Origin of the sequence: Geobacillus sp. JS12 (genome assembly GCF_001592395.1) — a bacterium.
In the GTDB taxonomy this organism is placed as follows: Bacteria; Bacillota; Bacilli; order Bacillales; family Anoxybacillaceae; genus Geobacillus; species Geobacillus zalihae.
The window spans coordinates 3,170,532-3,182,500 of record NZ_CP014749.1 but is presented as its reverse complement, the minus strand read 5'-3'; the positions used below and the strand labels follow the sequence as shown (position 1 = coordinate 3,182,500).

Sequence of the window (11,969 nt, the reverse complement as noted above, 5' to 3'; positions counted from 1 at the left end):
GAACCCAATTCCCCCGAATTCACTAGAAGACACAGGCGCAAAGTTGCTGCATTGAAACAACTTCTCTGCTGGTTTTCGTCGAAGAATCCCGCTTCTCTCCATTCACTTGCAGGACACAAGGTTGCTACTTTCGTTTGCTTCTCTGTAATCCTACCGAGGAACCTCACGTCTTCAAATCCCCTTGCAAGCGGCAGGCACAGACATAAAGCAACAGTGGAGCCTATCGGGATCGAACCGATGACCTCCTGCGTGCAAAGCAGGCGCTCTCCCAGCTGAGCTAAGGCCCCATATATCCGCTATCGGGAAGACAGGATTTGAACCTGCGACCCCATGGTCCCAAACCATGTGCTCTGCCAAACTGAGCTACTTCCCGCCAACGCGCTCGAGAGGATTCGAACCCCTAACCTTCTGATCCGTAGTCAGATGCTCTATCCAATTGAGCTACGAGCGCAAGTGCCGAGGGCCGGACTCGAACCGGCACGGTAGTGACCTACCCCAGGATTTTAAGTCCTGTGCGTCTGCCAATTCCGCCACCCCGGCTAAATGGGCAAATAAATGGAGCGGAAGACGGGACTCGAACCCGCGACCCCCACCTTGGCAAGGTGGTGTTCTACCGCTGAACTACTTCCGCTCGAATCAACATGCGGGTGAAGGGACTCGAACCCCCACGCCCGTAAAGGGCACTAGACCCTGAATCTAGCGCGTCTGCCAATTCCGCCACACCCGCAAATCAATTGTGGTGAGCCATGGAGGACTCGAACCTCCGACCCTCTGATTAAAAGTCAGATGCTCTACCTACTGAGCTAATGGCTCATGAGTTGGGTATACACTCACAGTGAACGATGTCCCTTCCTCTACAAGTATATTCAAGGAAGCAAGATGCGTCGGGACAACTCGCAGCAAACTCAATGATGCAAAGCTCGTTGCTCTACCTTCCTCTTCCTCTACAAGCTTATTCGAGAAAGTCAAATGCGTCGAGGCAGTTCGCAGCCAATTCAAAGATGCATCGCTCGTTACTGAGCTAATGGCTCATAGTACTTATATATAGATATAATATAAGTGGTGGAGGATGACGGGATCGAACCGCCGACCCCTTGCTTGTAAGGCAAGTGCTCTCCCAGCTGAGCTAATCCTCCACGGGATTGCCTAGCGACGACCTACTCTTGCAGGGGCGCTGGCCCCAACTACCATCGGCGCTGGAGGGCTTAACTTCCGTGTTCGGGATGGGAACGGGTGTTTCCCCTCCGCTATCATCACTAGACAATCAACAGACAAGTCATATTATAATTAAATTTATTTATTTGTCAATAGGTCCTTGTTTTTGATTAGTGCTGTCATTTCAACGTGCTATCATAATATAACACGTTGGGAGTGGTTTGTCAACTCGACTTCCTGTGTTTGTTTTTCAACAAAACAACGACAACTATTTTTACATAAATGAAAAGCCCCCTGCTGCTTGTCTTTGCAGGGAGCGATCAAATTTATTTATGACGCATTTGCGGGAAAAGCAACACGTCGCGGATCGACGGCGAGTTCGTCAGCAGCATGACCAGACGGTCGACGCCGATGCCAAGCCCACCTGTTGGCGGCATGCCGTACTCGAGCGCTTCAAGGAAGTCTTCGTCCATTTCATGTGCTTCATCGTTTCCTTGTTCACGCTCTTTCAGCTGCGCCTCAAAGCGTTGGCGCTGATCGATCGGATCATTCAATTCGGTAAAGGCGTTGGCATGTTCACGCCCGACGATAAACAGCTCAAATCGGTCGGTAAAACGCGGGTCGTCCGGATTTTTCTTGGCCAACGGTGAAATTTCAACCGGATGGCCATAAATGAACGTCGGCTGAATGAGGTGAGACTCGACTTTTTGTTCAAAAAATTCGTTGACAATATGGCCAAACGTCATATGTGGAGCAACTTCCACTCCATGTTCTTTCGCCAGCTCCCGCGCCTCTTCGTCGCTCATCTGCCGCCAGAAGTCGACGCCGACATATTCCTTGATCGCATCGACCATATGGAGGCGCCGCCACTCGGGCGTTAAGTCGACGACATGCTCGCCGTATTGAATTTTCGTCGTTCCAAGCACTTCAGTGGCAATGTGGGCGATCAAGTTTTCCGTTAGTTCCATGATGTCACGGAAATCGGCGTACGCCTCGTACAATTCGAGCATCGTAAACTCCGGATTATGGCGGGTGGAAATGCCTTCGTTCCGGAAAACGCGGCCGATTTCATACACTTTTTCCAAACCGCCGACGATAAGCCGTTTTAAATGGAGCTCGATGGCGATTCGCATATAAAGGGTCATATCCAATGCGTTATGATGCGTAATGAACGGGCGCGCCGCAGCGCCGCCAGCAACGGCGTGCATCATCGGCGTTTCAACTTCCAAATAGCCACGGCTGTCGAGATACCGCCGCATCGATTGGATGATGAAACTGCGGGTGATGAACGTCTTTTTGCTCTCCGGATTCATAATTAAATCGAGATAACGCTGGCGATAGCGTTGCTCTATGTCTTTCAAACCATGGTATTTTTCCGGCAGCGGACGCAGGGCTTTCGTCAAAAATTCGTACGACGACACTTTGATGGAAAGTTCACCAACTTTTGTTTTAAACATTGTGCCTCGCACGCCGACGATATCGCCAAGGTCAGAGATTTTAAACAGTTCGTACTGCTGTTCGCCAACATCGTCTTGACGGACGTAAATTTGAATCTGCCCGGTGACATCCTGGATATGGGCGAACCCGGCTTTTCCTTTGCCGCGCTTTGTCATGATGCGGCCGGCGACGGCGACTTCAATTTGCTTTTCTTCAAGTTCCTCTTTCGACAAATCTCCGTACAGTTCGAACAGTTCTTGCGCTTTATGAGTGCGCTCGAACCGTTTGCCAAACGGGTCGACACCCAATTCCTCAATTTTTTTCAGCTTTTCCCTGCGGACGCGCAGTTGGTCGTTCAATTCTTCATGACTCATACCTCATTCACTCCATTTAGCGATTTTTTACGAAAAATACTGCCAGCGCTCGCTGGCAGTCCTCTGGCTGCATGAACGTCATCTCCGTTGTGTGAACTACCCACACCTACGCTTCGCTTAGAGGTGGAGGCTTCAAGCGACTTGTGCGTGTTCGCCGAACGGTAAGCCACACACAAGAACCCTTTACGCTTCCATTCGTTCCGAAGGTGTCCGTTCTAGCCATATTCTATCCTATTCGTTGGCTAACGCCAACCGACATTCATCTCCCACCTACTCACTGGGTTACACCCTTCGCGTTCCTTGAGGTGGGAGACTTCTTTCGGAAATCCGTTAAACGGCTTCGGCGTTCGCCGCTGCTTGGACTTCCGCTTCCTCCGCCACGCGAAGCAACAGTGCGGCCAGTTCGTCCCGCGTTTCACATTCATTGATGGCGTTGCGGATTTTCGCTGCGCCGCGAATGCCTTTTAAATACCAAGCAGCGTGTTTACGCATTTCTTTGACGGCGATATACTCGCCTTTTAAGGCAATTAATCGGTCTAAATGCAGCAGGCAGACATCGATTTTTTCCCTCGGCGTCGGTTCCGGGATGAGCTCTCCAGTTTCTAAATAACGGACAGTGCGATAGATCATCCAAGGGTTTCCAAGCGCCGCCCGTCCGATCATGACGCCGTCGACCCCTGTTTCTTCAAGCATCCGCTTTGCATCTTGCGGCGTTTTGACATCTCCGTTGCCGATAACCGGGATGTTGACGGCTTCTTTCACTTGCTTGATGATGTTCCAGTCCGCTTTTCCTTCATACATTTGCACCCTTGTCCGTCCGTGGACGGCGACGGCCTTCCCGCCGGCGCGCTCAACGGCTTGAGCGTTTTCGACGGCGTAAATGTGCTTTTCATCCCAACCGATCCGCATTTTCACCGTGACCGGTTTTTCAACGGCATCGACGATCGCGGCAACGACATCATAGATTTTATTCGGGTCAAGCAGCCATTTCGCTCCAGCGTCGCAATTTGTAATTTTCGGCACTGGGCAACCCATGTTGATGTCGATGATATCTGCATTCGTATTTTTATCGACAAATTTCGCCGCTTTGACGAGCGTTTCTTTCTCGCCGCCGAAAATTTGCAAGCTGATCGGCTTTTCCCGTTCATCAATATATAACATGTTTAACGTCTTTTCGTTGTTGTATACGATTCCTTTGTCGCTTACCATCTCGGCGCATACAAGCCCGGCGCCGAATTCTTTGACGGTCAGGCGGAACGCGGAGTTGCATACGCCTGCCATCGGAGCGAGCACGACGCGGTTTTTAATTTCGACATCGCCAATGCGAAACATCGCAGATGCCTCCTTTCTACTTGTTCGATTCGAGTTTCGGCGGCGCCAGTTCTTCCACCGATATATTCAGCCGTTCGGCGATTTGTCCAACGAGCGAATCGGACGGCATCCGGTTCCCCCGTTCAATTTCACCAAGGATCGATACGGAAATGCCTAGTTCTTTCGCCAGTCTTTCTTGCGTATATCCTTTCAACTTTCGAAAAGCGCGAATACGTCTTCCCCATCTTTCCGCTTCCATACATGAACTCCTTTTTTGTCAGGTAGTCGGCCAATGATGTCGATTAACGGCTCGGAAAGGTTCGGTATTGCCACGTGGGAGTTGACTTCAAACAACGGGATGAGCACGAACGCCCGCTCCGCCATGCGCGGATGCGGGATCGTCAGCTGCTCTGTTTCAATATTTTCATGATTATACAGCAAAATGTCAAGGTCTAACGTCCGTGGTCCCCAGCGAATTTCCCTTTTTCTTCCAAGGTGTCGTTCGATTTGCTGGGTCACGTCAAGCAAGGCAAACGGCGACAACGTCGTCGCCACCTCGATCACCATGTTTAAAAACTTGCCTTGGTTGACATAGCCGACCGGATCGGTTTCATAAATCGATGAGCTCGATGTGATCAAAATTTCCTGATGATGATGGAGCGCTTCAATGGCAGAACGCAAATAGGAAACACGATCTCCGAGGTTGGAGCCTAAAGCGAGATATGCGATGTTTTCCATTTAACGACCCCTAGCAATTTCGACTGCGACATGTTGATAATGGCCGCGAATCGGCGGATTCGGCTTCGTCACTTTGACAATGCAGCGCTCGACAACAGGAAAGGCAGCGAGCAAGTCGGCGGCGATCGCTTCAGCGACCGCCTCGATCAAGGCGAACGTCCGCTCCTCAACGATCGCCCGGCAGCGCTCGTACACATCGGCGTAGTTGACGGTATACTCAAGACAATCGCTCCGCCCGGCGGGCTGCAAGTCGAGATCCAACGTCACATCGACCAAAAATCGCTGGCCAAGGATGTTTTCTTCGCGAAACACCCCGTGGTAGCCGTAAAACTCCATGCCTTGCACATAAATTTTATCGATGACCGCTCTCTCCCTTCCCAAGCATAGCATCCATCATTTTGGCCATGCGGGCAATCGGCAATACATCATGGACTCGGACGATGTGCACCCCTTTCATGATGCCGAGACAAACGGTCGCTCCTGTTCCTTCGACCCGCTCCTCGACAGGCACGCCGAGCACATGGCCGATAAATCGTTTGCGCGACGTGCCAAGCAAAAGCGGATAGCCGAGAGCGGCAAATTCATCAAGGCGCCGCATCACCTCCAAGTTATGCTCGACCGTCTTGGCGAAGCCGATCCCTGGATCTAAAATAATGTTCTCATCTTTCACACCCGCCTCTTTGACAATGCGAATGCTTTCTTTCAAATCGGCGATCATGTCGGAAATCAAATCGCGATAGGCCATATCGCGGCGGTTGTGCATTAAAATGATCGGCGCGCCGTACGTGGCGGCAACACCGGCCATATCAGGGTCCGCCTTGGCTCCCCAAACGTCGTTGATGATGTGCGCCCCAGCTTCCATGGCTTGCCGCGCCACTTCCGCTTTGTACGTGTCAATTGAGATTGGCACACTCACCGCCTTAGCAATCGCTTTTACCGCCGGAATGACGCGGCGCAATTCTTCATCAAGCGGCACTGGATCCGCCCCCGGACGAGTTGATTCACCGCCGATGTCAATGATGTCTGCTCCTTCCGCCACGAGCCGCTTCGCGTGCTTGACCGCGTTTTCCACGTCGTAAAACCGGCCGCCGTCGGAAAACGAATCGGGCGTGACGTTGACAATGCCCATGATCAACGTTTTTTTGTTTAAGTCAAGCTCATGCCCGCGGCATTGAAGCCGAAGAGGGCGCATCGATGTTGTCATCAGTCGTTCATCCTTTCTGCCAATTCGTTCCTCGTCCATAGCCGATGGGTCAAGCGTCGGTAATGGTGCTGCAGGGCCCGGACCACCGGACCATTTTTTCCTTGGTAAACGCAATGGCCAATGCGGCAAAGGGGTACAATTTCCTGCACAGAGTTGGTGATAAATGCTTCATCAGCCTGCAACAAATGGGACAGCGGATATACCCCTTCTTCAACTGGGATGCGCAACTGCTTGAGCAAAGCAATGATGAATTGTCTTGTGATGCCGTTTAATATGCCGACAGCCGGCGCTGGCGTGTAGACGATGCCGTCTTTCACCCAAAAAATATTGGAAACGATCCCCTCCGCTACCGCACCATCTGAATTCAAAAAAATTCCTTCCGCATGAGGTCGATGTCCGAGCTCCCATTTCCCAATCATATTGTTTAAATAATGGTGCGACTTTAGTCGCTCATTGCCTTCCGGGCTGTTTCGCCTTGCCGCGAGCACCACCCCTTCTTTTCCTTCCGGAGGGACGGACGGCGGAAGCGGCTTCATATAGACGATGACGGTCGGGTTTCGGTAACGTTCGATCGGCAAGCCGAGATCGCCGACCCCGGCCGATACATTGAAGCGCACATAAGCGTCGCGCAAGCCATTGGCCTCGAGCAACTGCTCGATGATCGCCACCACTTCGGCGCGGCCGAACTGCCTTTCGATGTGAAGCTCAGACAGCCCTTTGTTCAATCGGGCCAAATGATCGTCAAGCAAAAAAGGGTGGCCGCTATACGTGCGGAATGTTTCAAATAAGCCGAGCCCATATAAAAAGCCGTGATCAAACGCTGATAACTGCGCTTCTTCGCGCGGAACGACCGCGCCGTTGATATACACGTACATGACTGTCACGCCTTTTTATACGTGTTGATAAAGTTTTTCAACAGCTGCATCCCATGGCTTGTCATAATCGATTCCGGGTGAAACTGCACGCCTTCCACCGGCAGCGTTTTATGGCGAATCGCCATCACTTCACCCTCTTCCGTCCAAGCCGACACGACGAAACAGTCCGGAAGCGTCTCTTTCTCGACGATAAGGGAATGGTAGCGCGTTGCCGTAAACGGGTTCGGCACGCCGCGGAAAATCGTCTCCCCATCATGGTAGACGGACGATGTTTTCCCGTGCATCAGCCTTGGAGCGCGGACAACGCGGCCGCCGAACGCCTGGGCGATGGCTTGATGTCCGAGGCAGACGCCGAAAATCGGAATTTGGCCGGCAAAGCGATCGATGACTTCCAGGCTGACCCCTGCCTCATTCGGTGTGCATGGACCGGGGGAAATCATAATAAAATCAGGGCGGAGTCGTTCGATTTCAGCCACCGTAATTTCATCATTCCGTTTGACAATCAGCTCTTCTCCCAACACGCCCAAATATTGCACCAAATTGTACGTAAATGAATCGTAGTTATCAATCATGACGATCATCATTCTCACCTCATGCTCGGAAATAATGCCTCTGCTTCGCTCAGCTCTTTCGCTTTCCAAAGGGCAGCCGCTTTCTTTAAACATTCCTTGTACTCATGCTCTGGGTTGGAATCGATGACGATGCCCGCTCCTGCCTGTACATGCGCCAATCCGTCTTTGACGACCATCGTTCGAATGGCGATGTTTAGCTCCATGTTTCCTTGAAAATCGATCCAACCGATCGAGCCCGTGTACAAGCCGCGGCGGACCGGTTCCAACTCTTCAATAATCTCCATTGTTCGCACTTTCGGAGCGCCGGTGATCGTCCCGCCGGGAAACATGGCGCGAATGACGGAAAACGCATCGTGCTCCGTCGTCATGGTGCCAGATACGTGAGAAACGATATGCATCACATGAGAATACTTTTCGACGGTCATCCATTCGTCAACTCGAACCGTCCCGTATGCACAGACGCGCCCAAGGTCATTCCGTTCAAGATCAACGAGCATGGCGTGCTCGGCCCGCTCCTTTTCACTCGCAAGCAACTTGCGAGCAATTTGTTCATCCTCTGCCGCCGTCCGACCGCGCGAACGTGTGCCGGCAATCGGCCGCGTCTCAAGACGCCATCCCCGCTTGCGGACGAGCAACTCCGGCGAGCCGCTGACGACTTGAAATTCCGGGGTATGCAAATACGCCATGTAAGGGACGGATTCAGCATCCGCAACTGCTTGTAGACGGCAAATGGATGCGTCACCAGCGGCTGCGACTGACGCACCGATAAGTTGACTTGAAACACATCGCCCGCCGCAATATAGCGTTGCACGCGGCGAACCGCATCCATAAACCTCTCTTTTGTCATGGAAACAGACGGCGCAGCTGTCGAGGCAGCAAGCGGCCAGACCAGCGCTTCATTCCGATCCTCGAGCCACATCCGTGCATGCCGCGCAAGCCGCCGGTTTGCTTCGCTTTCCTCCCCTTCATTCGCGTAGGCAAGCAAATGAAGCTGTTCAGTTTGGTGATCATAAATCGCTACGTCGTCAAAGAGGAAAAAATACATGAGCGGCAGCCGCAAATCATCTTGCGCGAGCACCGGGAGCCGTTCCAGATAGCGAACCGCATCATAGCTAATGAAACCGATCAGCCCGCCTTGGCAAGGCAACGACTCCCCCTCATCCGGCACGGCGAAACACCGAAGCCATTGCCGGAGCCCTTCGAGCGGCGAGCCATCCAGCACCGTTTCAACCCCGCGCTGCTTGATGATGAGCCGCCGCTCGTCAGCGCGGATCACTCCGATCGGGTCAAGGCCGATCATGCTGTACCTTCCCCCTTGGCCGCTCTCAAGCAACACATGATGAGGCCGGCTATAGGCCAGCTGTTCGTACTGGCGGAACCAATCCCGTCCGCGATAATCGATAGTTCGTTTCAGTCGCCTGCGCCGCTGTTCCATCCTCGTCAGCTCCTTACGATGTCCATAGTTACTTTTATTGTACAATGATTGTCCGTCTGGGTCACCATCCTCGTAAAAAATTCGACAGGGTTGCCCCTGCCGAAAAAGTCTGCTTAGTCTTCAAATTGGTAAAGAGGCGTGCTCAAATAACGTTCGCCGTTGCTCGGGATGATGGCGAGCACTTTTTTCCCTTTGCCGAGCTCTTTCGCCACTTTCAATGCCGCATGAATCGCAGCGCCGGACGAAATGCCGCCGAGAATGCCTTCCTCGCGAGCCGCGCGGCGGGCCGCCGCAAACGCTTCTTCCGTCGTTACCGTAATAACCCCATCGTAAATGCTCGTATCCAAAATATCTGGAACAAAGCCAGCGCCGATCCCTTGGATTTTGTGCGGGCCCGGTTTTCCTCCCGACAAGACTGGGGAATCGGCCGGTTCAACGGCGTAAATTTTAATGTTTGGGTAAGCTTCGCGCAACACTTTGCCTGCTCCGGTGATCGTTCCGCCCGTGCCAACGCCGGCAACAAACGCATCAAGCTGGTCGCCCATTTGCTCCACGATCTCTTTCCCGGTCGTCAAGCGATGGATTTCCGGGTTCGCCTCGTTTTTAAATTGCTGCGGCATAAAGTAGCCGTGCTCGCGGACGAGCTCTTCCGCCTTTGCGATTGCTCCGCGCATCCCTTGTGCACCCGGTGTGAGCACAAGCTCGGCTCCATACGCCCGCAGCAGGTTGCGGCGCTCCAAGCTCATCGTATCCGGCATGACCAATACAGCTTTATATCCTTTCGCCGCCGCGACCATCGCCAATCCGATCCCAGTGTTGCCGCTTGTCGGCTCAACGATCGTGTCGCCCGGCTTCAGCTTGCCCGCTTTTTCCGCCGCTTCAATCATCGCCAACGCAATCCGGTCTTTGACGCTGCTGCCCGGGTTCATAAATTCCAGTTTCAAATACACATCCGCGCTGTCTTCATCAACGATGCGGTTCAGTTTCACGGCCGGCGTATCGCCGATCAATTCGGTTATCGAGTTGACTGTGCGTGCCATTGTTCCACCTCTAATCCTCATTAATTTTATCGACTTTGTCTCCAATGTATCAACTATTGGCGTAATTGTCAATCATTTTACTGTTTTCATTCTTTTTTTGCGAGTTGTTTCAACTGTTCCAGCTCCGCTTTGTCGAAATGGTACGTTTCATTGCAAAAATGGCACGAAGCTTCCGCCTGCCCTTCTTTGTCGATGATGTCTTGGATTTCCTCGGGCCCTAGGCTGATAAGGGCATCAGCGATCCGCTCGCGCGAACAGCGGCAGACGAATGACACCGGCATCGTCTCGAGCACACGGACGCCTCCATCTCCCAACAGTTGTTCGAGCAGCTGTTCCGGGCTGAGCCCTCTTTCGATCATGCGCGACACGGGCGGAATTTGTTTCAGCCGCTCTTCAATGCGAGTGATCGTGTTCTCTTCCGTCCCGGGCATCAACTGGATCATAAATCCTCCGGCGGCTCGGATGGTATGGTCGGGATTGACGAGCACCCCGACGCCAACCGATGACGGAATTTGTTCGGACGAAGCAAAATAATACGTAAAATCATCGCCAAGCTCCCCGGAGATAAGCGGCACTTGTCCGGTGAAAAAGTCGCGCAGCCCAAGATCCTTCACAACCGTCAACATCCCATTTTTTCCGACCGCCCGTGCCACATCAAGTTTCCCGTGCTCGTTCAGCTCAAAATGCACATGCGGATTCGTTACATAGCCACGCACTTCCCCTCTGGCGTTGCTGTCGACCAAAATGACGCCGATCGGGCCGCCGCCGTCAATTTTAATCGTCAACGTTTCCTCGCCTTTCAGCATCGCTCCCATCATAACACCAGCGGTCAACGCTCGACCAAGGGCCGCTGAGGCGGTCGGCCATGTTTGGTGGCGGCGTTGCGCCTCGGCGACCGTTTCCGTCGTTCTTGCGGCATACGCTCTCACTTGTCCATTGTAAGCGAGTGCTTTGACTAAGTAGTCTCCCATCTTCATCAAGCCTTTCATCCTTTTTTCTCGGTGTTTTTCTCGTACAACAATTTTAAGCCAGTCAGCGTCAAAAACGGATCAACGACATCGATGATGTCCGATTCGCTGGCAATGAGCGGAGCCAAACCGCCAGTAGCAATCACCTTCGGCGGGATTTTGCTTTTCGCCTTCATTCGCGACACGATGCCTTCCACTTGTCCGACATAACCGTATAAAATACCGGCTTGCATGGCGCTGACCGTATTTTTGCCGATGATATCATCCGGGCGGGCGATTTCAATGCGCGGCAATTTCGCCGCCCGCGCAAACAGAGCCTCTGTCGAGATCATAATTCCCGGGGCAATGGCCCCTCCCATATATTGTTTATGTTCATTAATATAACAATACGTCGTCGCCGTGCCAAAATCGACGATAATCAGCGGACTGCCGTACAAATGGATGCCGGCGACCGCGTTGACAATCCGGTCGGCGCCCACCTCACGCGGATTGTCATATTTGATGTCGAGCCCGGTTTTAATGCCCGGACCGACGATGAGCGGTTTGATATGGAAATATTTTAGACACATGCGTTCAAGAGCAAACATAATCGGCGGCACGACCGAGGAAATGATGATGCCTCGAATGTCGGAAAACTGCAAGCCGACATGGTTCAAGAGCGCTTTGATCATCATGCCGTATTCGTCTTCCGTTTTCGAGCGGCTTGTTTCAATGCGCCAATGATGTTTCAGTTCGTCCCCGTCATACACCCCTAACACCGTGTTTGTATTGCCGACGTCCAATACAAAAATCATCGCTTCATTCCTCGCTTTTCCTCGATAAATTCCCATTCTTTATCATATCATACTTACGGGAAAAAA

11 protein-coding genes, 8 tRNA genes, 1 rRNA gene and 1 pseudogene are annotated in these 11,969 nt (G+C 52.5%); all 21 read right to left on the bottom strand.

Features of this window, described 5'->3' with window-relative positions; genetic code table 11:
- Positions 1-214: 214 nt before the first annotated feature.
- Positions 215-287: transfer RNA gene (locus A0V43_RS15635), tRNA-Ala, on the bottom strand.
- 12 nt (positions 288-299) lie between these two features.
- A tRNA-Pro gene (locus A0V43_RS15630) sits at positions 300-373 on the bottom strand.
- Between the two features lie 4 nt (positions 374-377).
- Positions 378-451, bottom strand: a tRNA-Arg gene (locus tag A0V43_RS15625).
- Positions 452-454: 3 nt separating this feature from the next.
- Positions 455-540, bottom strand: a tRNA-Leu gene (locus A0V43_RS15620).
- A gap of 16 nt (positions 541-556) precedes the next feature.
- Positions 557-631, bottom strand: a tRNA-Gly gene (locus tag A0V43_RS15615).
- A gap of 11 nt (positions 632-642) precedes the next feature.
- Positions 643-727 (bottom strand) — tRNA-Leu (locus A0V43_RS15610).
- Between the two features lie 10 nt (positions 728-737).
- Positions 738-813 (bottom strand) — tRNA-Lys (locus tag A0V43_RS15605).
- A 247-nt stretch (positions 814-1,060) separates the two neighbouring features.
- Positions 1,061-1,136: transfer RNA gene (locus A0V43_RS15600), tRNA-Val, on the bottom strand.
- Positions 1,137-1,144: 8 nt separating this feature from the next.
- Positions 1,145-1,261, bottom strand: a 5S ribosomal RNA gene (gene rrf, locus A0V43_RS15595).
- Positions 1,262-1,481: 220 nt separating this feature from the next.
- Positions 1,482-2,966, bottom strand: a complete 1,485-nt coding sequence (gene lysS, locus A0V43_RS15590) for a lysine--tRNA ligase (protein ID WP_015373717.1) — start codon at positions 2,964-2,966, stop codon at positions 1,482-1,484.
- Positions 2,967-3,296: 330 nt separating this feature from the next.
- Positions 3,297-4,298, bottom strand: a complete 1,002-nt coding sequence (gene dusB, locus A0V43_RS15585; RefSeq protein WP_011229588.1) for a tRNA dihydrouridine synthase DusB — start codon at positions 4,296-4,298, stop codon at positions 3,297-3,299.
- Between the two features lie 16 nt (positions 4,299-4,314).
- Complete coding sequence (locus A0V43_RS15580) at positions 4,315-4,536, bottom strand: helix-turn-helix domain-containing protein (RefSeq protein WP_011229587.1); 222 nt, start codon at positions 4,534-4,536, stop codon at positions 4,315-4,317.
- The gene (gene folK / locus A0V43_RS15575) at positions 4,488-5,015 is read right to left on the bottom strand and encodes a 2-amino-4-hydroxy-6-hydroxymethyldihydropteridine diphosphokinase (protein ID WP_063193530.1); all 528 of its coding nucleotides are present in this window, start codon (positions 5,013-5,015) and stop codon (positions 4,488-4,490) included. The genes A0V43_RS15580 and folK overlap by 49 nt, the downstream gene beginning before the upstream one ends.
- Entirely contained in the window at positions 5,016-5,405 is a 390-nt protein-coding gene (gene folB, locus A0V43_RS15570) for a dihydroneopterin aldolase (protein ID WP_128578049.1), read from the bottom strand.
- Complete coding sequence (gene folP, locus A0V43_RS15565; RefSeq protein ID WP_015373714.1) at positions 5,368-6,219, bottom strand: dihydropteroate synthase; 852 nt, start codon at positions 6,217-6,219, stop codon at positions 5,368-5,370. Before folP ends, folB begins: the two co-directional genes overlap by 38 nt.
- Positions 6,219-7,094 (bottom strand): aminodeoxychorismate lyase, encoded by an 876-nt coding sequence (gene pabC / locus A0V43_RS15560; protein WP_015373713.1) that lies wholly within the window; start codon positions 7,092-7,094, stop codon positions 6,219-6,221. The genes folP and pabC overlap by 1 nt, the downstream gene beginning before the upstream one ends.
- A 5-nt stretch (positions 7,095-7,099) precedes the next feature.
- Complete coding sequence (gene pabA / locus A0V43_RS15555; protein ID WP_015373712.1) at positions 7,100-7,675, bottom strand: aminodeoxychorismate/anthranilate synthase component II; 576 nt, start codon at positions 7,673-7,675, stop codon at positions 7,100-7,102.
- A 5-nt stretch (positions 7,676-7,680) separates the two neighbouring features.
- A pseudogene (gene pabB / locus A0V43_RS15550) lies at positions 7,681-9,101 on the bottom strand (aminodeoxychorismate synthase component I).
- 113 nt (positions 9,102-9,214) lie between these two features.
- Positions 9,215-10,141 (bottom strand): cysteine synthase A, encoded by a 927-nt coding sequence (cysK, locus tag A0V43_RS15545; RefSeq protein WP_011229580.1) that lies wholly within the window; start codon positions 10,139-10,141, stop codon positions 9,215-9,217.
- A gap of 86 nt (positions 10,142-10,227) precedes the next feature.
- A complete protein-coding gene (gene hslO, locus A0V43_RS15540; protein ID WP_015373710.1) occupies positions 10,228-11,118 on the bottom strand; it encodes an Hsp33 family molecular chaperone HslO in 891 nt (296 codons plus the stop codon).
- 8 nt (positions 11,119-11,126) lie between these two features.
- Positions 11,127-11,903, bottom strand: a complete 777-nt coding sequence (locus A0V43_RS15535; protein ID WP_011229578.1) for a type III pantothenate kinase — start codon at positions 11,901-11,903, stop codon at positions 11,127-11,129.
- Positions 11,904-11,969 lie beyond the last annotated feature (66 nt).